This is a genomic window from Citrobacter sp. Cpo100, from assembly GCF_030332595.1.
In the GTDB taxonomy this organism is placed as follows: domain Bacteria; phylum Pseudomonadota; class Gammaproteobacteria; order Enterobacterales; family Enterobacteriaceae; genus Citrobacter; species Citrobacter portucalensis.
The window spans coordinates 653,306-675,993 of sequence record NZ_JAOWHM010000031.1 but is presented as its reverse complement, the minus strand read 5'-3'; the positions used below and the strand labels follow the sequence as shown (position 1 = coordinate 675,993).

The following is a 22,688-nucleotide window of genomic DNA, read 5'->3' as shown; positions in this document are numbered from 1 at the left end:
CTAAGTCTGGTGAGTATGCCATACGTTGTTGTCCGAATGCTTAAACGACATTTTCTTCGTCGCGTCATCCTCGCAAGCCTGCCGTGCCTGGCGCTGGTTGGTTGTGTCCCGAACGCGGTGAATCATATTATCGGCGATCCCTCGCAGGAGAAAATTCCGCCTAATCAACTGGCGGACTACCTTGCAACCGACTGTACGGATATCTGGTCGCTGTCTGGCCATTCTACAGAAACCAATCCGTTGTACTGGCTGCGGGCGATGGATTGTGCCAATCGCCTGATGCCGGTGCAGGCGCGTAGTGAAGCCAGCACCCTGATGACAGATACCTGGCAGGGCGCTTTCAGGCGTGGGATCCTGCTCGATAACGCCAACATTACGCCGCCTGAAAGGCGGGAGGCTGTTACGCGCCTCGATGCGTTAAGCCCGCAAATTCCGCCGCAGGTACGCCCGCTGTATCAGGTCTGGCGCAGCAGCCAAACATTGCAGTTGCAGCTTGCCGAAGAGCGTATGCGCTACAGTAAACTCCAGCAGGCGTCCGACAGCGATCTCGATACGCTGCGCCAACAGCAGCAGCATTTGCAGTCCCAGCTCGATCTCACGACCCGCAAGCTGGAGAATCTGACCGATATTGAGCGCCAGCTTTCCACGCGCAAACCTGGCGGTAACTACAATCCTGATGCGCTGCACGGGAACGATAAACTCACTACGCCTGATAACGAAGAAGGCACAGCGCCGTCTGCCGATGAGGTTATGCCATGATAAGCCGTAAGCCCGCGCATCTGCTGCTGGTGGATGACGATCCGGGACTGTTGAAATTACTTGGAATGCGACTGACCAGCGAAGGCTACAGCGTCGTGACCGCGGAAAGTGGGCAGGAAGGGTTACGGGTGCTGAACCGTGAAAAAGTGGATCTGGTTATTAGCGATCTGCGCATGGATGAAATGGACGGCATGCAGCTGTTTACTGAAATCCAGAAAGTACAGCCTGGGATGCCGGTGATTATCCTGACCGCTCACGGCTCCATCCCGGACGCCGTTGCGGCGACCCAGCAAGGGGTGTTCAGTTTCCTCACTAAACCAGTCGACAAGGACGCGTTATATCATGCGATTGACGGGGCGTTGGAACAGTCTGCGCCCGCCACCGATGACAGCTGGCGCGAATCTATCGTTACCCGCAGCCCGCTGATGCTACGCCTGCTGGAACAGGCGCGGATGGTGGCGCAATCGGACGTTAGCGTCTTGATCAACGGTCAAAGCGGAACCGGGAAAGAAGTTTTCGCTCAGGCTATTCACAACGCCAGCCCACGCAGCCAAAAACCTTTCATTGCCATTAACTGCGGCGCGTTGCCGGAACAACTGCTGGAATCAGAACTGTTTGGTCATGCGCGCGGTGCTTTTACCGGTGCGGTGAGCAATCGTGAAGGGCTGTTTCAGGCCGCAGAAGGCGGTACGCTGTTTCTCGATGAGATTGGCGATATGCCTGCGCCGTTACAGGTGAAACTGCTGCGCGTATTGCAGGAACGAAAAGTCAGACCGTTGGGCAGTAACCGCGATATCGACATTGATGTGCGGATCGTTTCTGCGACCCACCGCGATTTACCCAAAGCGATGGCACGGGGCGAATTTCGCGAGGATTTGTACTATCGCCTCAATGTGGTGAGCCTGAAGATCCCTGCGCTGGCCGAGCGTACGGAAGATATTCCGCTGCTGGCGAACCATCTGCTGCGCCAGTCTGCTGAACGGCACAAACCGTTCGTACGCGCCTTTTCAACCGATGCCATGAAGCGGTTAATGACCGCCAGTTGGCCGGGCAACGTGCGTCAGCTGGTCAACGTAATTGAGCAGTGCGTGGCGTTGACCTCTTCGCCGGTGATCAGCGACGCGCTGGTGGAGCAGGCGCTGGAAGGGGAAAACACCGCGCTGCCGACCTTTGTTGAGGCGCGTAACCAGTTTGAGCTCAACTATCTGCGTAAGCTGCTGCAAATCACCAAGGGCAATGTGACCCACGCGGCAAGAATGGCGGGGCGCAACCGCACCGAATTCTATAAATTGCTTTCTCGGCACGAGCTGGATGCAAACGATTTCAAAGAATAAATCTGCGGATTATGTTAGCTTTATTCGATCAAAAGACAGGCGACCTTTTCAAGGAATAGCATGAAAAAGATTGATGCGATTATTAAACCCTTCAAGCTGGACGACGTCCGCGAAGCGCTGGCAGAAGTCGGCATTACCGGTATGACTGTGACAGAAGTGAAAGGTTTTGGCCGTCAGAAAGGCCATACCGAGCTGTACCGTGGTGCGGAATATATGGTGGATTTTCTGCCGAAGGTAAAAATTGAAATTGTGGTTACCGACGACATCGTCGATACCTGCGTCGACACCATTATCCGTACGGCGCAAACCGGCAAGATCGGCGACGGTAAGATTTTTGTATTCGACGTGGCACGCGTTATTCGTATTCGTACCGGTGAAGAAGACGACGCGGCAATCTAAGCCGCGCCGTTAATTTGTAGGCCTGATAAGCGTAGCGCATCAGGCAGAGTGATTGCCGGATGGCGGCGTAAACGCCTTATCCGGCCTACTCGCGTAACATATTACAAGACTTTGTGCGGACCGAAGCATTCGTAATGAATGTTCTCGTTTTTCACGCCCAGACCGACCAGCTGCTTCGCGGCGAACTGCATGAAACCAACCGGACCGCACAGATAAAACTGCATCGCAGGATCGCTGATTGCGCTTTCCAGTTTGTTCAAATCCATCAGACCTACGCTATCAAACGCACCTTTCGCACGATCGGCTTCGGTTGGCTCACGATACCAGGTGTGTGCGCTAAAGCGTGGCAGCGTTTTGCCGAGTTCGTTGACTTCATCAGCGAAGGCATGCACGTCACCATTTTCTGCCGCGTGGAACCAGTTAACCTGCGCCGTATGCTTCGCTTTTGCCAGCGTATCCAGCATCGCCAGCATTGGGGTTTGTCCCACGCCCGCGGAGATCAGAGATACCGGGGTGTCGGTCGCGACGTCCATAAAGAAATCGCCCGCAGGTGCGGCCAGGTGAACAACGTCGCCAACATTCGCATGGTTGTGCAGCCAGGTTGAAACCTGACCACCGTCCTCACGCTTAACCGCAATACGGTAGCCTTTGCCATCGGGTTTACGGGTCAGTGAGTACTGACGAATTTCCTGATGCGGGAAACCTTCCGGCTTTAACCAGACGCCCAGATATTGCCCCGGATGATATTCAGCTACTGCGCCACCGTCGACAGGTTCAAATTCAAAGCTGGTGATAAGTGCACTGCGTGGGGTTTTTGCCACGATACGGAAAGGACGGGTACCTTCCCAGCCGCCATTTTTATTGGCATTTTCGCTGTAAATCTGCGCTTCACGGTTGATGAAAACGTTCGCCAGTACGCCGTATGCTTTGCCCCACGCATCCAGAACTTCCTGGCCTGGGCTGAACATTTCGTCCAGCGTTGCCAGTAAATGGCCACCCACGATGTTGTACTGCTCGGGTTTAATCTGGAAGCTGGTATGCTTCTGTGCGATTTTCTCAACAGCCGGCAACAGTGCCGCCAGATTTTCGATATTGCTGGCATACGCGGCAATAGCATTAAACAGCGCTTCACGCTGATCGCCATTACGCTGATTACTCATGTTGAAGATTTCTTTCAGCTCTGGGTTATGCGTAAACATGCGGTCGTAGAAATGGGCGGTCAGCTTCGGGCCTGTTTCAACCAGCAGGGGAATGGTGGCTTTCACTGTAGCGATGGTTTGTGCGTCAAGCATACGGTCTTCCTTTATCTGAGACTTTAATGATGTATGTCAAATACATCTTATAAAAAATACCCCTGCATTGTAAATGGTTCTTTGTAACTTTGCGTTGTAAAGGTTACATCGTGAAAAATCTGCATCACAAACCTGAAAAGAAATCCGTTGAAATTCAGCAGACCTTTGTTCTCCAAAGCCTTGCGTACCGTGAAGGTAATCGTTTGCGTAAAATCCTTTGTCAAGACCTGTTATCGAAGAATGATTCGGTTATACTGTTCGCCGTTGTCCTACGGACCGCCTTTTAAGGCCGAAAATTTTATTGTTAGCTGAGTCAGGAGATGCGGATGTTAAAGCGTGAAATGAACATTGCCGATTATGATGCCGAACTGTGGCAGGCTATGGAGCAGGAAAAAGTACGTCAGGAAGAGCACATCGAACTGATCGCCTCCGAAAACTACACCAGCCCGCGTGTTATGCAGGCGCAGGGTTCTCAGCTGACCAACAAATATGCTGAAGGTTATCCGGGCAAGCGCTACTACGGCGGTTGCGAGTACGTTGATATCGTTGAGCAACTGGCTATCGATCGCGCAAAAGAGCTGTTTGGCGCTGACTACGCTAACGTACAACCGCACTCCGGCTCTCAGGCTAACTTTGCTGTTTACACCGCTCTGCTGCAACCGGGCGATACCGTTCTGGGTATGAACCTGGCACAAGGCGGCCACCTGACTCACGGCTCCCCGGTTAACTTCTCCGGCAAACTGTACAACATCATCCCTTACGGTATTGATGAGTCCGGCAAAATTGACTACGAAGACATGGCGAAGCAGGCCAAAGAGCACAAACCGAAGATGATCATCGGTGGCTTCTCTGCTTACTCCGGCGTTGTTGACTGGGCAAAAATGCGCGAAATCGCCGACAGCATCGGTGCATATCTGTTCGTCGATATGGCGCACGTTGCAGGTCTGATTGCCGCAGGCGTTTATCCGAACCCGGTTCCACACGCACACGTTGTGACCACCACCACCCACAAAACCCTGGCGGGTCCACGCGGTGGCCTGATCCTGGCGAAAGGCGGTGACGAAGAGCTGTACAAAAAACTGAACTCTGCTGTGTTCCCAAGTGCGCAGGGTGGCCCGCTGATGCACGTGATCGCGGCGAAAGCTGTGGCGCTGAAAGAAGCGATGGAGCCTGAGTTCAAGGTTTACCAACAGCAGGTTGCCAAAAACGCCAAAGCGATGGTGGAAGTGTTCCTGAACCGTGGCTACAAAGTGGTTTCTGGCGGTACTGAAAACCACCTGTTCCTGCTGGATCTGGTTGATAAAAACCTGACCGGTAAAGAAGCTGACGCCGCGCTGGGCCGTGCTAACATCACCGTTAACAAAAACAGCGTACCGAACGATCCGAAGAGCCCGTTTGTGACTTCCGGTATCCGTATCGGTTCTCCGGCTGTGACTCGCCGTGGCTTTAAAGAAGCTGAAGTGAAAGAGCTGGCTGGCTGGATGTGTGACGTTCTGGACAACATCAATGACGAAGCTGTTATCGAGCGCGTCAAAGGTAAAGTGCTGGATATCTGTGCACGTTTCCCGGTTTACGCGTAAGTAATACGGATTGCCAGATGGTGGTGTAAACACCTTATCCGGCCTACAGGTAACTCACATGTAGGCCAGATAAACGAAGTGCCATCCGGCAGTTATATTGACTTAAGCAAGATTGTTTCATTGATTAAAGTCGCCACTGGCGGCTTTTTCTTTGCCTGAATCCATTTTCTCAATAAACGTATTTCTCGGCCCTGATTCAACGTTACTGCGCCGACAATCACGCCATCCTGTAGGTTAAACCATATTGCTTTCTGCGCATCAGGATCGCCGCGTAGGAGCCAGTTCTCACCCTGCATTTCGCCGACAAACTGTAGATTATCACGGTACTGATCGGTCCAGAACCAGCCCGGCGTTGCTGCTGGCTGCGGTTGATTGAGTATCGCGGCGGCGGCAACCTGTGCCTGAAAATTGGCGTTTTCCCAGCTTTCCACGCGTACTAACGAACCGTCAGCCTGGCGTGTTATCGCTACGTCACCGGCGGCGAAAATCGCGGGATCGGAGGTGGTGCAGGCGGTATCAACGATAATGCCGTTCGCCGTCTCCAGCCCCGCTTCGCGGGCCAGCATATCGTTCGCCACGATACCGATGCCATAGATCACCGCATCAGCGGTGAGAGTTTCGCCGTTTTGTAGCGTGAGCGAGAGAGACTCTCCTGCTTCGACATGCTCTATCGCGCTGTTAAGCAATACCCGCACGCCCGCAAGTTGGTGGCGGGCTAGCAGGTAGTCGCGCACCGGAGCAGGCGCGTTGCGGCCCATGACCGTTGGCGCCAGCTCCACCACCGTCACCTGACAGTCGCGTTGAGTCGCGCTGGCCGCCAGTTCCAGACCAATGGTGCCCGCACCGACAATGACAATCGACTTGCCCGGCAATAAATTGTCGCGCAGGCGCTCGGCATCGCCCGCGTGGCGCAGGGTGAAGCAACGATCGCCCAGCTTATCCAGTTGCGGAAGGGGGCGTGCCGCAGCGCCCGTCGCAATCAGTAGCCGATCCCATGGATAACTCTGCCCATTAGCCAGCACCAACTGATGCGTTTGGCGGCCGAACGTCTGCACAGTAACCCCCAGATGCAGCTGTACGTTGTGTTCCCGCCACCAGTCAGCGGGGAGTATCGGCTGAAGTTGCGGATTGTCGTCCAGTAGCATCGCTTTGGAGAGCGGTGGGCGTTCATAGGGCAGATGCTGCTCATCGGAAAACAGGTGTAATTCGCCGTCAAAACCTTGTTGGCGCAGTGCAGCGGTAGCCATAGCCGCCGCCTGACCGCCGCCGACGATAGCAATAGTTTTTGGGTTCATAACGCCTCCTCAGAGATCCAGTCCGGCGGCGACGTGACGAATACCGCGAATACCCAGACCGGCGTCGGCATTGATCATCACGCCGCTCAATGTGCGGTTGTTGCGCTTTGACGCCAGCATCACATATGGGCCGGTAAAATCCGCCGGCTCCGGGAAAAATTGTAGTGGCAAAATAGCGGCGATTTTTTCCGGCGTCAGCGACTGCATAATCGATGTATCGTTTTGTCCCAGCGCCTGCGGGCCGCGTAGATCTGTCGCCATACCGCATGGACCGACACCGTTAACACGAACCTTTGGTGCCAGCTCGTATGCCAGCTGGCGAATCAGCCCGGTAGCCGCATGTTTGCTGGCGGTATACAGCGGGCCGCCGCCGCCGGGATACCACGACGCATTGGACAGGGTAAAGATGATGCTGCCTTCGCTGGCGATAAGTGCGGGAGCGCAGGCTTTCGCGCCCAGCAGATAGCCTAGGACGTTAACGTTAAACAGCTCGTGGAAGCCGCTCTCCAGCGCCTTCGCAGGCGTATTGACCAACGAGGCGTTGTGATCCCATATCCCCGCATTTCCGATAAAACAGTCCAGCGTACCGTAATGCGTCAGGATTTGATCTACCGCGCGCTGATAGTCGGCGTAGCAGGTGACGTTGCCTTCGATTGCCAGCACATGTTCGCCAAAGCGCTGACGCAGGCTGGCAACTTTAGCTGGCGACAGCTCCAGCGTGGCGACCCGCGCACCTTCTTCGATGAAACGCTCGACCAGTGCCAGACCAAGACCGGAGCCGCCGCCGGTGATAAAGACCACGTTATCGCGTAAATCGCTCATCTTGCGTCCTCTGGAATATCAACAAACACATCGCTACCGTCTACATATACCGCGTAGGTGGTGAGCGCGTCGGTCGCGGGTAAGCACAACGCCTTGCCGGTTTTCAGGCAAAAACTGGCGGCATGCAGCGGGCATTCCACCGTAGCGTCGTCTTCCAGATAGCCTTCCGACATCGAGGCGTTACCGTGGCTACAGCGATCGTTAATGGCATAGAACTCGCCGCCAACGTTGAACAGCGCGATGACGGGCGAGGTATCAAGCCGGAGCGCTTCACCCTCCGGCAAATCCCCTACGGGGCAGGCATAAACACGACTCATCAGAACAGTACACTCAGGTTATGGGAGGTGATCACCGCTTGATCCAGCACGATCTCACGCTCCAGTAAGCGCCACTCATCGCCCGGCAAACGGCGCACTTTGTCTATGCGCATGCCGACGTAAAAGGTTTCATCGCGCTCTTTTTGCGCGCGATACAGCAGATAATTAAGGCGCACGGCAAAGACGTCAGGAACCCCAGTTTCACTGACCTGGCAGTTGCTGATCAGGTGCCGGGTACGCGACGGTGGCTCTTCCGCCCAGGCCATGCCGGTTTCCAGCCGCGCGATACGACGTTCGAGCTGGTCTTTGTTGTCGTTGAAAATCCAGGTGGTCGGCGGCTGCACGCCTTTGCGACGATCGCGCGTCTGGGCATTGACCGTCGTACGCATGGTGTAGCGAATGTCTTCATCCAGTTGTGCCAGCCAGTCACGAAACTTCCAGTCATCCAGCAGGCTGGCTTCATGGTAGAGAAACTGTGTAATGAGGTGGTGTAGTTCCTGAGAAACTAAGGTGCTCATTTCATCACCTCCTGCTGGTAAGCGGCGGTTTTTTCCTGCACTTCCTGCCAGCTTTCGCTGCTGAGTAAATCGGCCCAGCGCTGATACATGCCGCGCGCGGCGGTTTCCGAAAAGATGTAGTTGGTGATCCCCGGAATGCCGTCTTCACGACGTTTCTCCTGGCCCAGCCCCATTTCCAGACACAATTTGGTGTTGCGTGCGCGATGACCCTTCAGCAGTTTTTGAATTTCACACCAGTTTTCCGAGTCGTCCTGCTCCAGGAATCCGGCGGGGCCAAAAGCCCGCGTTGCGCTGTTTTCAAACGCGGCTTTCACTTCATCAGAGGCGGCTTTATCGGTAATACAGAATGCCCATACTTCAACTTGATCCGGCCCGCGCGGATGCCAGACCCTTAAGGTGGCAGTACCGTTGAGCCAGGAAAGCGTTGGGAAAATGTTGTTGTGACCGGCCAGACGCAGGGCGCGAACTTTACCCAGACGCTGCTCGGCTTCCGCGTAGGTGTCGCGGTAATAGCTGGAGACTTCGCCGTCGACCCAGACGTTGGCATCGGGATTTTCGGTAAAGAAAAATCCGCTACCGTGCCCATCCTGACCGAACTGTAGCGCGTCTTTGGCGGTTTCCCACACCGGGCGGGCGGTTTGTCCGTCGCCCAGGCGTTTGTCGCTGCCGTCGTCTTTTGCCCCCAGCACCTGCACGGCCGAGGCATGGCTGAACAGCGCGTGATACTGGTCGCTGGCAAACTGTTCGGCGGGGAATTTCCAGTTACAATCGATGGTCCACTTTTGTACGCCACCGACGATTTCGGTGCCGCCTTCACGACGATCCAGCACACCGTCGAGATACCAGGCGATGTCGCCGAGATAATCGCGTAGCGCAGGCGCGGAGGTATCCCAGTTGCCGAAAATCAGTCCCTTGTAGCTCTCTACGCCAGGAACTTCGTTCAGCCCCCAGTGCGATTTGCACAGCCCTTGCGGGTAGGCGCGCGGTTCCAGTGGCACGTCGATCAGCTCGCCGTTAATGCCGTACGACCAGCCGTGATACGGGCAGGTGAAGGCGCGGGTATTACCGCAGTCGGCGTAGCTGACGCGCATTGCGCGGTGGCGACACTGGTTGAGAAACGCTTTGATGCTGCCGTCTTTCTGGCGAACCACCACAACCGCATCCTCGCCCATGTAGGTGTTAAAAAAATCACCGGGTTTGGGGATTTGGCTTTCGTGGGCGAGAAATAACCAGCAGCGTCCGAAGATGCGTTCCAGCTCCAGTTGGTAAATTTCAGGGTCGGTATAAATTCGTGGGGTTACGCGACCGTTTTGCGTGTCGATCAGTTGGTAGATGTCTAAATTTGAGGGTGTGGTCATATTTTTTAATCCTGAAAGCTAAGATGTATTGACCTTCTTTTTTTGTACCCTAAGGATGTTGCTGGTTAGTTATCAATCTGTGAAATAGTAAATTTCTACCAGTTGAGACATTTTTTCGATAACAAGGAGAAGGGCATGGAACTGAGGCACTTACGCTATTTCGTAGCGGTGGCGCAGGCGCTGAATTTCACCCGAGCGGCAGAAAAGCTGCATACCTCTCAGCCGTCGTTAAGCAGCCAGATCCGCGATCTGGAAACGTGCGTGGGCGTTCCGTTGCTGGTGCGGGATAAACGAAAAGTTGCGCTGACGGCGGCGGGAGAGTGCTTTTTACAAGATGCGCAGGCGATCCTCGAACAGGCGGAAAACGCCAAAGTTCGTGCCCGTAAAACGGTGCAGGAAGATAATCATTTCGCCATCGGTTTTGTCCCTTCCGCAGAGGTAAATCTGCTGCCGAAGGTGCTGCCTTTGTTTCGTTTAAAACAGCCTGATACGCACATTGAGCTGGTGAGTCTGATCACCACCGAACAGGAAGAGAAGATCCTGAGTGGAGAGCTGGATGTGGGCTTAATGCGCCACCCGGTGTACAGCCCGGATCTCGATTATCTGGAGCTGATTCATGAGCCGTTAGTCGTGGTTTTACCGGTGAATCATCCGTTAGCTAATGAGCAAGCAATCTCCGCAGAACAACTACACGGCGTGAATTTTGTCAGCACCGATCCGGCCTACTCTGGCGCGTTAGCGATGATTGTCAAAAACTGGTTTCAGCAGCAAAAAAGCCAGCCCAACATTGTGCAGGTGGCAACCAACATTCTGGTGACCATGAACCTGGTCGGCATGGGGCTGGGGGTGACTTTGATACCCGGTTATATGAATAATTTTAATACCGGACAGGTGGTTTTCCGCCCTATTGTTGGCGATGTTCCGACCATTGCGCTGTTGATGGCGTGGAAAAAAGGCGAGCTAAAGCCCGCCCTGCAGCATTTTATCGAACTGGCTCAGCGCCAGCCGATGTTGTGAGCCATTATTTCACGAGAACGGTGATGGTCGCGGTACCGCTAAATTTCCCCGGCGCGGGCGTGCCGCCGAGCATATTAATCGGCCAGGCTTCCAGGTTGATTACTCCCTTGCCGGAAGGATCGATATTGATCAATCCATTTGTGAACGGGACATTGACATGGGTGCCGTCGATACGGGCCATTCTCACACCGATGTCCGGGACGTTATTGGCTTCCTGGCGGCGGGCGACTAACGTGTACTGCTCAATCACATCATCAGCATCAATCCTCATTTCCATGCTATTTTTGATGGTTGAGGTATCACCGCAGTCATAGTGAATGTCAAAATTGACCGGTGTATAGCCGTCCGGCATCTGGTCCTTGGTGGTGAAACGGTTGGCGTTGATAAAACCGAGATCGACCTGAATCACGTCGCCCTGGTTGATTTTACAATCCTGGGGCACGGTGATGCTCCCCTGGATGCGCAGTTCGGCGATATCTTCCATGCTGCTCACCGATGGTGGGGTGGCCGAACTGGTCCATCCGGCCTGTACTGAGGCGACCAGGGTGTCTGGAATTACCAGTTCCCCCAGGAAGGGTTTGGTGACGTACAGCGTAAAACGGGTGCTCGCGCCAATGTTTACTGGCGCGGCGCGGATCTCCGCTGGGTCAGCCGTGCACACGCTACCTTTGCTGCTGCTGGGGCTGTAAGAGCCACTTTCCTGGATAGGTTTAGTGTTCTGCGGCGTGACCGCCGTCTTCCCGGGAATGTCATCAACTTCAGTTTTAATATCCAGATTATCATTCAACTGGTAAAAGCCGCTGAGTTTACCGTTTTTAGATAGCGCGCTGGTGACCGTATAGTACAACGCCACTTTGCTACCCGCGCTACAGCTGCAATCGATTTGATAAGCATTGCCTGAGAGCGGCGTTGGCAGTTCCAGCGAGGTTCCCGTGACGTTCTGTGCTTGCGTCCAGTCGCTGGCTATATTGACGTTAAAGCTTCCCGTCGCGGAGCAGGCCCCGGTCACCGCGTAGACCGGGGTGATAGATAGCGCCAGTAGCGCGGCGGTAATCCCATTTTTCATCCACGGACTCTTTATTGACATAGCGCGTTCCCATTTTGTATTGCGGTGTTGCGAGCAGCATCTTCCGGCAGGCTGAAGGTAAACTGGCATTGTTGATCTGGCTGATTACCCCAGCGCACGGACCAGATCTGCGGCTGGCTGTTTACACCAGTGATATACAGCACGCCACCTTCATCGACGATGCTCTGCTGCGTCTTACTGCTGGCGATGGCGCCGAAGGGCAGTGCTTTTCCGCGCGCATCGGTGAGTTTCAGCAGTACGCGGTAGCCGGTCTGGGCAATAAAGTGTGCCGTTACGGCGGCACCGCGATTAGGCACTACGGTGCGCACCGTTTCGGTGACGTCGACGTTATCCGGCATCATTGTGGTATCGAGAGAGATGGCGTTTTCCTGATACGCGGTCAGATAGGGGATCACGGCATAGCCAAAATAGTCGGTGGCGATGCCGGGGTAATTTTTCACCCGGATCCCTGCCGCGCCGTTGGCGTCAATCAGCGCAAAGGCATTGCCCAGTGACTGCGACAGGGTCACGCCGTGACGATGGGCGACAATACCGCCAGAGAGGCCGTAGCTCAGTTGGCGGTTATCGCTGCTGTAGTCGTAACCGGCATTCACGGTGCCGTAGGCAGAACGGTAGCTGCCGTACAGACTGCTGCTGCCCGGATCGCCGCCTTCGCTTTGCCGTTGTTTCAGGTTATAGGTCAGCCGACGGTCTTCCAGCAGCGAGCCATTGATGCCCACTTCGTGCTGAGTAGCGCGATCGCGCTGGTCGGTGGTGCGCCAGGTTGCCTGCGCATGCGACAGCCAGCGATCCAACGGCACGCTCAGGCTGAGCGACAGCGTACGGTCGTTGTCGCTGTCATGTGAGTCGGTAAACTGGCCGCTGAGGTTATAGCTCACGCCCCACAGATTGCCGTTCAGGCCAATGGACAGATTTTTATCCTGCTGCTCGCGATCCCAGTACTCCTGCTGCGAGCCAGAGGCGTAGAAACTGATACCAGAAAACAACGTCTGGCTGACAGTGAACTGAGCTTCATTGCGCAGGTGATCGCCGCCGTTGATACCCTTCTGGTTGGCGTCGGAGAAGTTGAAATAACCGCTGCTGGTGTAGCGGTAGTAGCTTAGCGACACGCTGGTGCCGCTTTCCGGTAGGTCTTTGATGTACTGGGTGCGCCAGCTGTAGCCATGATAGCTTTCATCGTTATCAAGCTGAGTGTCCGCGCGGCTGACGTCCATCGATACTGCCCCCAGAACGCCAAGCGTAGAGCCGAGGCCCAGCGCCAGCGCTCGGTAGTCCTGCGAGGCGTTCAGGCCGCCGTAAAGCGTGAACGCGTTGTTCAGACCATAGCTGGCGGTGCTTTCAAGGAACTCCGGCTCGTGGCTGTCCTGCGAGCTGGCAGCGCGAAAGTGCCCCGCGGTGACGCTGTATTTTAGATAACCCGGTCTTTGCATCTGCGGCAGCGCGGAGAACGGCTGGACGAAATGACGTATGCTGCCGTCGGCTTCTTCGATAGTGACGTCTAAGTCGCCGCTAAACGCCGAAGGGTAGAGATCGTTGATTTCAAAAGCCCCAGCCGGAACGTTGCTTTGATACAGGGTGTAGCCGTTTTGCCGTACCGTCACGATAGCGCTGGAGTTGGCGATGCCGCGAATGGTCGGCGCAAAGCCGCGCTGGCTGTTGGGCAGCATGGTTTCATCAGAGTACAGCCGCACGCCGGTAAACTGATAGCTGGAGAACACCGTGCCTTCGGTGGCGCTCTCGCCTATCACCAACTGCGATTTCAGGCTTTTGATATCCCGTTGTAGCCAGCTATTAATGCTATCCCAACGCGTGTCATTATCGCTGTGCGTCCAGGTCGAGTAATTGCGCAGTCGCCAGGGGCCGATGTTGGCACCATTTTGCATATTCAGATACTGACGCCGATCGCTGTCGTTGTCGTACTGGTTTTGCGAACCGCTAAAGTTGTAGTTGGTGAACAAAACCGGCATCCCGTCGTCCCAGCGTGCAGGATCTACATAGCCGCGGGCGTCACGGTAAAGGGCAATCTGCGGCACGCTGAGATTCAGTCGGCTGTGGTTGATATCAAACTGTGAGATGCTGCCGGGAATCGCCTGCGTCAGGTCGGCTACCGTCGTGGCGTTGTCCTGCTCCGCCAACTGTGGATAGTTGTCGATTTTAAAGCCCAGCTCACGCAGTTGCCCGAGGGTGAACTGAGGAATCAACTGGTGGTCTTTACCTGCAACGAACGGCAGCTTACGCTGGCCGGTTTTCTTGTTGTTAATATAAATATCAACAATATACTCGCCGGGAAGCTGGGCGTTATTCTGCGAAAATACCGCCAGATCCACCGCCTGTTGGCCGCTTTTCTCTGTTTCCAGAAGGGCTGGGTCAAAGTAGAAGTCACCGGCCCAGGCATGGCCGGAGGCCAGGCATCCGCTGGCGATTGCGCAGTGCAACCAGAAGGCAAGTGGCTTCACGGTTGATAAATTCGGCGTTCTTTGCGTCATATCGCTTGTCATTCCCTGAGAGCTATCATCGTGAGGCGTGGCTTATTGCAGTGTCTGGGTTTCTGTTTTGGTGGTACCGCCATAGTCGTTGATCGCGGCCCACCGCACCGTTTTCCCTGCGGCTGCGGGGATCGCCAGCCGTTTATGCTCGCCGGGAGCGATGTAATCGATTTTATTCGTGAGATCGGTTTTCCCTAACGCAAGACCGGCGAATACGACGTGATAAGCCGATGGGTTATATATATCTAACTCATTATTGCTATATTTATATTCAAGAGATTTATAAGCATCGTACGGCTTGCCGACTAAATTTGTCGGGCGATAAAATAGTTTTATTCGTGTTTTAAATACCAGCGTTAGCGTATTATTATTCGCATCGGTGGTTTGGCTTTTGGCAGGAATAGCGCGCACATTAATAAAGAACAACGATTCTTTATCGTTAGCAATGTTTTCAGATGATTTTATAATTCGTAATGATGAATCGTTATCAGCATCGAGGCGAAAAAGCGGCGGTGTAATAATAAAGGGGCCTCGTGCGGTTCCCTGTGCATTGTCGACCCACGACTGCAATAAATAAGGCAGACCTTCACTGTGGTTAGCCACCGGCAGCGCGGCCTCTTTTTTCCCGGCATCGTAGATGACACGGGTTCTCTGTAGCACAATACCGCCAGCGAGGCTTTGGCTGACCCAACTGCCCAGCACCAATGCCAAAGCGAGCGCGGTGTTTTTTTTCATCGCTGTTATCCTTAACCTGATGTCAAAAAACGTCTCTTTCCATCCCAGCGGGAAGAAGGGATGGAAAGAGACGGTATACGGGATTAGCGGTAGTCGATGGTGACGTCAACGCTGGCGTTGGCTTCGCCTGGGGAGATCTCTTTAGGATCAACAGTGGAGACGTAATAGGCTTGTAGCCCTACGATAGTGGTGCCATCGGCTTCCGGGGCAAAGCTGATTTTTGAATCAGCCGCGGGCAGCTTATTCAGCACCATCGTTGCGTTGTCGCTGGCTCTTGCGATACGGATGCCCACGCCGGTTGCGGCGGTATCCATGCTGCTAACGGCGACCAGATCGTCGTGATCGGCTACGGTGCCGCCAGCGCGCGTTTCCAGCCACAGCTGGAACGAGTTGTCCGTTGTGCCATCAACGTGCTCCCACGGGGTGGCTGGGCAGTTTTCCAACGGAATATTAACCGGAATCGCCGGGCTGGTATCACCGACAGTTTTAAACTGCGCGGCGGCGTAATGACCCAGTTCCACGTTGATGACGTCACCATCGGCGAATTCACAGGTGCTGGTTAGAATTTCACCCGTAAATTCAATTTTACCGTCCGTCGCCCATGCGTTTCCCGCAGAAAGCGCCAGCAAGCTAACCGCTATAGATTTTGCAATTTTGTTCATTAAAGTCCCTCTTATTTGATAAACCTGTTAGCAATTAAATTAATGAAAAGACAAAGATCAAAATTAATTGCTGGGCAATAGTATTCGATATGCGCTGGTAGTCATATTAATAAGCGAGATTTTCAGATTATATTTATTAAAAATGAACGAGCTAACTGCTATTACATTTAAATAATTTTAAATTGGTGCGGAGTCAAAATATTGCAATCACGAATATTGGCTGCTAAATGATATACTTGTGATGATATTAAGGCTTTTGGTATTCAGCTGAGTATTTTTCGCAAAATCCATTCAATTCCTTGCATTACTGTTTATTCATCCCATCATGTTTCCTGCTGTAAAATCATACAGATGTAAACGATTGCGGATGCGGATGACCAATCGTGTTGGTTAAAGGTGATGTTTGTCACAATTATTTCGTAAATGTGAACGGTAGTACTCTTCAGAATGTGGTTTGAGTCATTAGACTAGGGCTTCCAAAACGGGAGGACCCATGGCTTTGCATTCCACGCGCTGGCTGGCGCTCGGTTATTTCACCTACTTCTTTAGCTACGGTATCTTTCTGCCTTTCTGGAGCGTCTGGCTCGAAGGGCTAGGGCTGACGCCGGAAACCATCGGTTTACTGCTGGGTGCGGGGCTGATTGCCCGTTTTCTCGGTAGTTTGCTGATTGCGCCGCGTGTGAGCGATCCCTCTCGGCTGATCTCAGCGTTACGTATTCTGGCCCTGTTGACGCTGGTGTTTGCGCTGGCCTTCTGGGCGGGAACCAACGTGGCGTGGCTGATGGTGGTGATGGTCGGCTTCAACCTGTTTTTCTCACCGCTGGTACCGCTGACCGATGCGCTGGCCAACACCTGGCAGAAACAGATAACCATGGATTACGGTCGGGTGCGACTGTGGGGATCCGTGGCTTTTGTGATCGGCTCCGCGCTAACCGGCAAACTGGTGAGCCTGTTTGACTATCGGGTGATCCTGATCCTGCTATCGCTTGGCGTCGCCTCGATGCTGCTGGGCATGATGATTCGCCCGAGCGTGCAGCCAGCGGGTGAAAACCGTCAGCAGGAGAGTGCGGGATGGCCCGCCTGGCGCGCGCTGATAACCCAGAGCTGGCGTTTTCTTGCTTGCGTGAGTCTGCTACAGGGGGCGCATGCTGCGTATTATGGTTTCAGCGCCATCTATTGGCAGTCTGCCGGATATTCCGCTTCGGCGGTGGGCTATTTATGGTCACTAGGTGTGGTGGCGGAGGTGATTATTTTCGCACTTAGCCACAAGCTGTTCCGTCGCTTCAGCGCCCGCGATCTGCTGCTGCTTTCCGCCATTTGCGGGGTGGTGCGTTGGGGATTGATGGGCTGGAGCACCGAGCTGCCGTGGCTGATCGTGGTGCAAATCCTCCATTGCGGAACCTTTACCGTCTGCCACCTGGCGGCAATGCGTTATATCGCGGCACGCCAGGGGAGCGAAGTTATTCGTTTGCAGGCGGTGTATTCCGCGATAGCGATGGGCGGCAGTATCGCCATCATGACCGTATTCGCGGGCTATCTGTACCAGAATCTGGGCAGCGGCGTGTTCTGGGTGATGGCGCTGGTGGCGCTCCCGGCAATCGTTCTGCGCCCGAAGGTGGTTGCGCAGCCTGCAACGTTATGATTCGAGGATTTTGCGGATCTGCTGCTGCTGATGCGGCGTAAGCGCCAGATCCGCATGAATCAACGGGGGTGAAAATAGCGGTAACGGCGTGGTGTACGGCGTAATAATCAGCGTTACGCCGCGCGGGGCACCCTCTTTTTGAAAGTCCTGCATCGGCATATGTTTTACGTTGAGCGGCAGCAGCGTCAGTTCGCGCAGTTGTTGCTCTATATGCACTTCAAGTTGTTCGTTACTACCGGTCAGCAGGATAATCTGCTTTTCGTGTAAATCCTTCTCCTGCATCAGCCAGGCGCCGAAAATAACGGCCACCAGCCCGATCTCTTCTTCGGAAAATTGCACATCGTATTCGGCCTCGAAGCCGTGAATCGCCTCGCGGGTAGTACGAACCAGCCGGGGATAAAGGCGGCTGAACTCCTCCGGCAGCGTGTTATCGATGCCGATGGCAAACACGCTGCGGTTCAGTGCCTGAGCCAGGTGGATATACAACTGGTCATTCAGCCCTTGCTCATCGCTGAAGCGCACATTGCCATACTCACGAAAACGTAGCACCAGCCGCGCAATAGCAAGACGCAAGCGGCGATCCTGCTGGTGATTATCGCGAATCGGGTCGGGGATACGAAGCATTGAGAACAGCAACGCCATAAACAGCGATTCGCCCAGCGGTGCACTCTGCATGACGTGGCGCTGCCAATGACGGCCAATTTCCTCTGCGAGCGGATATTCCGCGCAGGATTGCGCCCAGCGTTGCTGGAGTGGGTTAAACTCCGGGGTGATCCCCGCGTGATGCTGTAGCAGGCAATACTGTAAATACAGGCGCAGGAACTGGATGTCACGACACTCAAACGGCTTCTGCAAGCGCCGGGAGCACAGATTAATGAGCGCATGCAGATTGGTGTCGTCATACAGCGTACGTGCGATCCCCCGTTGTTTAAGTTCTGCTTTTAACGCCGGGGTAAACTGCTGGGCGATAAAGGCAGGGCAAATCCGCAGGCCACGGCGCAGCCACTGCAACAGACACAGACGCTGATTTAGCGGGGTTCCTTCGATCGTATAGCCACCATTCTGCGCGGTGGCTATCGCGAGCCGGTGATAGCGCTGGATTTCGAGTCCTGCGCCAATAATATCTTCCTGAACCGTGGCATCATCGACACCGTTGAGGCTGCTGAAGGTTTGTGTAGTAGCGATTTGCCCCGGCAGAAAAAGCGTCAGCAGCACCTGGCAACGGCGCTGGGGAGCGGAAAGTACAGATGGTGGGGCAAGCGTTGACATCATCTGTAGATTCTCCCGTGAGTATGTTTGATAAGAATAGCTAAAGTTTGCTCATAGATTTTGAGAATGGAATGCTTTCCACCAGGAATGCTGGGGAGCGTCACAGAATTTTTAACGTGCGGAACAGATAGCGGTAGTGGAACGCAGCGCGTTAATCCGCTTTTTCACTGTTTTATCTTTTGGTTAGATATAAATAAACCGGCAGGTTGCGCAATGACGTACTGTTAATGCTCCTGTATCAACATATGTTGGCGGAGCATAATGAATATGTTTTCTCCGAGAAAAGGTTCCGTTCACCTTATGTTCATCGCTTCTCTGTACACTGAACGCCAGTGAACGTGTTAAGGGTGCTATCGCCGCACCCTTAACAATCCCGGCTCCCGGCGGGAAAATTGCCGCTCCGCGGTTCCCTCCGCTTATTCCTCCAGGCTACCGGGCCGGGCGCGATGTAACGTCCCTGTAAAGCGCGCCCTGAGCCAGCATCCATGCTGGCTCTCCCGGCCTTACGGAAACACGTCGGCAATTTTCAGCCGGACCAGCCACGCCTCACCACCTGTGTTTTTTTTTGAACATGTTTGAACAGCAAAACGAATTTAACTGAAAACCAGAGAGTTGAAGCGATGCCTCCGGTCCGGCTGAAAATCGATGAGGCGTTGACGGCTGACCGGGTCTGCCCGCAGGGATGCGGGCAGAGGGGGCGGCCTGCATGGATGCAGGCTCGGCCCTGACCCGATAGGCAGACGGAATAAGACGAATGAATCGCGCAGCGACGATTTTCCGTGCCGGGAGCCTGGGTTGCAAGGGAGGCGGCGGTGAGCCTCTCTTGCCCGTTCACGGGTATCTGAATTTCAGAGAAATGACAGCGCTGAGGTGAACGGAACCCCATAGCGGAATTACATGTTCTCCATCACGGCTGCCCACGGCTCAGCGTTAATCCCACATCACCGCCGGGATGCACAGACAACAGCGTCTCCTTTGAGTAACCGCTTTCGCTCATCAGGCAGGCGCAGGCGGCGTCAAAGATAGCCAGCACCAGTAAAATTGAGGTGGTGGCCAACATGTTCAGCGGGTCGGCCTCACGCTGGACGCCGGTGGAAATCACCAGTCTCGACGCTTTAGCAATGGCTGAATCGGCGTTTTCAGTCACGCTCAGAATCGGCACATTTCGCGCATTCAGCCCGGGCAGCAGCCGGGTGAGTTCGTCCGAATTCCCCCCACGCGACAGCATAATCACCAGGTCGTTGGCGCGTAAAAAACCGAGATCGCCATGCGCCGCGTCCGTCGCGTTGAGGTAAATCGCCGGACGTTCCACGCACGCAAGCATATGCGCCACTTTACGCGCTGCGATGCCGGAGGTACCTACGCCGGTGACGACGATTTTCCCCTGACAGCCGCGCAGCTCCGCCATCAGCGACTGCCAGAGCGGTTCAGTCAGATGCTGCCCCAGACCCGCCAGGGCATCGCTATAGAGCTGAAATACGCCGGTGGCCTGAGACCAGGAGTCGCTCATGCGTCCTCCTGCATCAACTGGCGGTATTTCATATGATCCTGATACATCTCGTGGAATACCCGATATTTGCGATCGTAGTACTGCTTAATGCGATTTGTTTGCGGGGTAACCGTTTTACCAATCCGACTCATCGCCGACATCGCTTCCGGGAAGGTTTCGAATACGCCCGCGGCGATAGTTCCCATCATGGCGCCACCCAGCAGCATGGCTTCGCTCTCTTCAGGCAGCAGCATCGCGCAGCCGGTGGCGTTGGCATGTTCCTGAACGAAGATTGGGTTTTTCGTCCCGCCGCCGCTGGCCATTATCGTATCGATGGTGTAGCCGCTTTGATTCATCGTTTCAATGATATGGCGGGTTCCCAGCGCAATGGCCTGGATGGTCGCAAGGTACTGTAGCGCCATATCTTCCGGCGTACGTGACAGTTTCAGTCCGGTGATGGCGCCCGTGAGCGTTGGGTTAGCGCGCGGCGAGCGGTTGCCGTGGAAATAGGGTAGGATGTGTATATCGCGGGTTAAAAATGCGATATCTTCCGGTTCACCGGCCATTTTACGCAACAGCGCATTCAGCACTTCGTAAATGGTCTGCCCCTGAGATTTAGCCTGCGCCAGCAGGGTTTCGTAGCAAGGATGCGACTGAATAACGTGGTCGATTAACGCCCCGGTTGCTGACTGTCCACCTTCGTTGAGCCAGTATTCTGGCAGCACGGCTGAGTAGTAAGGACCCCAGACGCCGCCGATAAAACGCGGCTCTTTGGAAATCGCCATGTGTCCAGTGGAAGTGCCGCCAATCAGCGCGATACGACGGTCAAAATCCGCCACCTCGCCGGAAACACCGCTTGCCCCGAGCGTGCCGAGGGTACCTGCGTGGGCATCGATGATCGAGACGCTGACTGCGGTCCCCGGAATCAGCCCCATTTCGCTGGCGGCGCGCGCGGATAGCCCGTGACCGAGCGGTTCGCCCATGGTTTTCACGTAGCGACCAATTTTGGCAGCATCATGCTCCAGCAAATCTTCCAGCCCAATCTGGCGGAAATAGCTGGCATCCCATTTGTCTTCATGGCCCATATAGGTCCATTTACACACCGTCGAACACAATGAGCGCGTGTCATCGCCCGTTGCGCGCCAGGTCAAGAAATCGGGCAGGTCAAAGTAGTATCCCGCATTGGCCCAGGTGTTGGGCATATGTTGCTTCAGCCATAGCAGTTTTGGCGTCTGCATTTCCGGGGAGATAATGCCGCCAACGTAGTCCAGCACCCGATGATGCAGGGCGTTGATGCGCTCGGCCTGAGTAATGGCGCGGTGATCCATCCACACAATGATGTTCTGTTCGCTGCGCCCGGACGGGCTGATGGTCAGCGGTTTACCTTCTTTGTCCAGCACCACCAGTGAACAGGTCGCGTCAAAGCCCAGACCTTTCACCTGGATAGGGTTGATATCCGACTGGTTAATCGCATCGCGAACCGCGTTACACACCGCCTGCCAGATGTTATCGGAAGACTGCTCAACAAAATCGGCCTGCGGGCGGTAAATCTCGATGGCCCGACTGGCCTGACCGACCATTCTGCCGTTGAGATCAAACACGCCAGCACGGGCGCTTCCGGTTCCGACATCCACACCAATAAAGTAACTTGCCATAATTTTTTCTCCTGAAATCAGGCTTTACGATTCTGTAATGCGATAAAGAGGATCAGCACCGCGCCCCACAGCGCCATCGTCAGATAGCTGCTGACCCCCAGCAAGTTAAGGCCGCTTTCCAGCATTTGCAGCACAATCAGTGCCAGCACCAGGCCGATAATGCGCCCGAAGCCGCCATCCGGGTTGATACCGCCGAGGACGGAGGCAAGGATGGTGACCAGCAGGTAGGATTCACCGTATCCGGCTTTAGCTGAGTTGAATTTCGCCATCATCAAAATGGCGGCGACCCAGCCGAGCAGGGCAGAAATCACGTACACCGAAATTTGTACCCGTACGGTATTTACGCCGCTGTAGCGGGTAGCCTGTTCATTGGAACCAACGAGATACAGGCTACGCCCAAGCGTGGTGTGTTCCAGCAGTACCCACAGCAGGATTGCCACCAGGAAAAAGAGCAGTAGCGCCACCGGAATACCGGCAATCGTGGCGTTACCAAGGTACTGAATGGCGGTCGGGAAACCGGAAATCACCGTCCCGTTGGAAAGCAGAATATTCAGCCCGGAGATAAGCGTCATCGTGCCGAGCGTGGCGAGAATAGGCGAGACCCCGACCCAGGCAATCAGCGCACCGTTGAGCGTGCCGATAGCCACCGCCACGGCAGCGCCTGCCAGCAGCGCCAGCACCAGAAACAGCGGGTTATCCGGATGGGTGACGATAATCGCCGCCATCACCAGCGAGCATGCGTTCGCCCCGGCAATAATCGACAAGTTAATGCCGCCGGTCAGCATGGTCATGCCCATCCCGAGGGCCAGCATGCCGAGGATTGGTAGCTGTGAGCCAATCGACTGGAAGTTAGCGACGCTGAAGAAACGGCTGCCGAGCAGGGCTGAGAAGACCAGGGCGACGACCACAATAATCACGCATTGCAGACGAATGATGGCATCACCGGGTAAAAATCTGGCGATTGTTTTCATC

At 54.7% G+C, this 22,688-nt stretch carries 20 protein-coding genes; 6 read left to right on the top strand and 14 right to left on the bottom strand.

All coding sequences use genetic code 11. The features are described 5' to 3' along the window. The first annotated feature begins 15 nt into the window (after positions 1-15). The 3 genes from qseG to glnB are packed head-to-tail and all read left to right on the top strand — an operon-like array spanning position 16 to position 2,492. On the top strand, positions 16-759 hold the full coding sequence (gene qseG / locus OGX96_RS10065; RefSeq protein ID WP_286582912.1) for a two-component system QseEF-associated lipoprotein QseG: 744 nt from the start codon (positions 16-18) through the stop codon (positions 757-759). Then, positions 759-2,093: a two-component system response regulator GlrR gene (gene glrR / locus OGX96_RS10060; RefSeq protein WP_304502732.1), complete on the top strand. Its 1,335-nt coding sequence runs from the start codon at positions 759-761 to the stop codon at positions 2,091-2,093. The genes qseG and glrR overlap by 1 nt, the downstream gene beginning before the upstream one ends. Before the next feature lie 60 nt (positions 2,094-2,153). Continuing rightward, the gene (glnB, locus tag OGX96_RS10055; protein WP_002914032.1) at positions 2,154-2,492 is read left to right on the top strand and encodes a nitrogen regulatory protein P-II; all 339 of its coding nucleotides are present in this window, start codon (positions 2,154-2,156) and stop codon (positions 2,490-2,492) included. 101 nt (positions 2,493-2,593) lie between these two features. On the opposite strand, the gene hmpA is transcribed toward glnB, so the two are convergent. Then, entirely contained in the window at positions 2,594-3,784 is a 1,191-nt protein-coding gene (hmpA, locus tag OGX96_RS10050) for an NO-inducible flavohemoprotein (RefSeq protein WP_003037624.1), read from the bottom strand. Positions 3,785-4,110: 326 nt separating this feature from the next. On the opposite strand from hmpA, the gene glyA reads away from it, so the two are divergent. Continuing rightward, positions 4,111-5,364, top strand: a complete 1,254-nt coding sequence (gene glyA / locus OGX96_RS10045) for a serine hydroxymethyltransferase (RefSeq protein ID WP_003835277.1) — start codon at positions 4,111-4,113, stop codon at positions 5,362-5,364. Between the two features lie 92 nt (positions 5,365-5,456). Here the strand turns inward: glyA and hcaD are convergent, their stop codons facing one another. Genes hcaD through hcaE form a run of 5 tightly spaced genes read right to left on the bottom strand, consistent with a single transcriptional unit; the run spans position 5,457 to position 9,674 of the window. Continuing rightward, the gene (gene hcaD / locus OGX96_RS10040; RefSeq protein WP_286582910.1) at positions 5,457-6,659 is read right to left on the bottom strand and encodes a phenylpropionate dioxygenase ferredoxin reductase subunit; all 1,203 of its coding nucleotides are present in this window, start codon (positions 6,657-6,659) and stop codon (positions 5,457-5,459) included. A 9-nt stretch (positions 6,660-6,668) separates the two neighbouring features. Further along, positions 6,669-7,481: a 3-phenylpropionate-dihydrodiol/cinnamic acid-dihydrodiol dehydrogenase gene (gene hcaB, locus OGX96_RS10035; RefSeq protein ID WP_286582909.1), complete on the bottom strand. Its 813-nt coding sequence runs from the start codon at positions 7,479-7,481 to the stop codon at positions 6,669-6,671. Next, positions 7,478-7,798, bottom strand: coding sequence for a 3-phenylpropionate/cinnamic acid dioxygenase ferredoxin subunit (hcaC, locus tag OGX96_RS10030; RefSeq protein ID WP_032944244.1), 321 nt, complete (start codon positions 7,796-7,798; stop codon positions 7,478-7,480). The genes hcaB and hcaC overlap by 4 nt, the downstream gene beginning before the upstream one ends. Continuing rightward, the gene (gene hcaF, locus OGX96_RS10025) at positions 7,798-8,316 is read right to left on the bottom strand and encodes a 3-phenylpropionate/cinnamic acid dioxygenase subunit beta (RefSeq protein WP_128611200.1); all 519 of its coding nucleotides are present in this window, start codon (positions 8,314-8,316) and stop codon (positions 7,798-7,800) included. Before hcaF ends, hcaC begins: the two co-directional genes overlap by 1 nt. Continuing rightward, positions 8,313-9,674, bottom strand: a complete 1,362-nt coding sequence (gene hcaE, locus OGX96_RS10020; protein WP_032944240.1) for a 3-phenylpropionate/cinnamic acid dioxygenase subunit alpha — start codon at positions 9,672-9,674, stop codon at positions 8,313-8,315. Before hcaE ends, hcaF begins: the two co-directional genes overlap by 4 nt. Before the next feature lie 135 nt (positions 9,675-9,809). On the opposite strand from hcaE, the gene hcaR reads away from it, so the two are divergent. After that, positions 9,810-10,691, top strand: coding sequence for a DNA-binding transcriptional regulator HcaR (hcaR, locus tag OGX96_RS10015; RefSeq protein WP_270423334.1), 882 nt, complete (start codon positions 9,810-9,812; stop codon positions 10,689-10,691). 4 nt (positions 10,692-10,695) lie between these two features. Here the strand turns inward: hcaR and OGX96_RS10010 are convergent, their stop codons facing one another. The 4 genes from OGX96_RS10010 to OGX96_RS09995 all read right to left on the bottom strand — a co-directional run bounded on the left by OGX96_RS10010 (position 10,696) and on the right by OGX96_RS09995 (position 15,661). Further along, the gene (locus OGX96_RS10010; RefSeq protein ID WP_118262731.1) at positions 10,696-11,778 is read right to left on the bottom strand and encodes a fimbrial protein; all 1,083 of its coding nucleotides are present in this window, start codon (positions 11,776-11,778) and stop codon (positions 10,696-10,698) included. Continuing rightward, complete coding sequence (locus tag OGX96_RS10005) at positions 11,769-14,264, bottom strand: fimbria/pilus outer membrane usher protein (protein WP_286582902.1); 2,496 nt, start codon at positions 14,262-14,264, stop codon at positions 11,769-11,771. The genes OGX96_RS10010 and OGX96_RS10005 overlap by 10 nt, the downstream gene beginning before the upstream one ends. A 42-nt stretch (positions 14,265-14,306) precedes the next feature. Further along, positions 14,307-14,999, bottom strand: coding sequence for a fimbrial biogenesis chaperone (locus tag OGX96_RS10000; RefSeq protein WP_153687421.1), 693 nt, complete (start codon positions 14,997-14,999; stop codon positions 14,307-14,309). An 83-nt stretch (positions 15,000-15,082) separates the two neighbouring features. Beyond that, complete coding sequence (locus OGX96_RS09995; RefSeq protein WP_153687422.1) at positions 15,083-15,661, bottom strand: fimbrial protein; 579 nt, start codon at positions 15,659-15,661, stop codon at positions 15,083-15,085. 493 nt (positions 15,662-16,154) lie between these two features. On the opposite strand from OGX96_RS09995, the gene OGX96_RS09990 reads away from it, so the two are divergent. Then, on the top strand, positions 16,155-17,303 hold the full coding sequence (locus OGX96_RS09990; RefSeq protein WP_153687423.1) for a 3-phenylpropionate MFS transporter: 1,149 nt from the start codon (positions 16,155-16,157) through the stop codon (positions 17,301-17,303). Here the strand turns inward: OGX96_RS09990 and csiE are convergent. The 4 genes from csiE to OGX96_RS09970 form a co-directional block, all read right to left on the bottom strand. Beyond that, positions 17,298-18,575: a stationary phase inducible protein CsiE gene (gene csiE / locus OGX96_RS09985; RefSeq protein ID WP_032944230.1), complete on the bottom strand. Its 1,278-nt coding sequence runs from the start codon at positions 18,573-18,575 to the stop codon at positions 17,298-17,300. The two genes, OGX96_RS09990 and csiE, sit on opposite strands and share 6 nt — an antisense overlap. A 904-nt stretch (positions 18,576-19,479) precedes the next feature. After that, positions 19,480-20,082: a KpsF/GutQ family sugar-phosphate isomerase gene (locus tag OGX96_RS09980; RefSeq protein ID WP_125363479.1), complete on the bottom strand. Its 603-nt coding sequence runs from the start codon at positions 20,080-20,082 to the stop codon at positions 19,480-19,482. Continuing rightward, positions 20,079-21,716, bottom strand: a complete 1,638-nt coding sequence (locus tag OGX96_RS09975) for an FGGY-family carbohydrate kinase (protein ID WP_286582897.1) — start codon at positions 21,714-21,716, stop codon at positions 20,079-20,081. The genes OGX96_RS09980 and OGX96_RS09975 overlap by 4 nt, the downstream gene beginning before the upstream one ends. 17 nt (positions 21,717-21,733) lie before the next feature. Continuing rightward, positions 21,734-22,687, bottom strand: a complete 954-nt coding sequence (locus OGX96_RS09970; RefSeq protein WP_003037658.1) for an ABC transporter permease — start codon at positions 22,685-22,687, stop codon at positions 21,734-21,736. Position 22,688 lies beyond the last annotated feature (1 nt).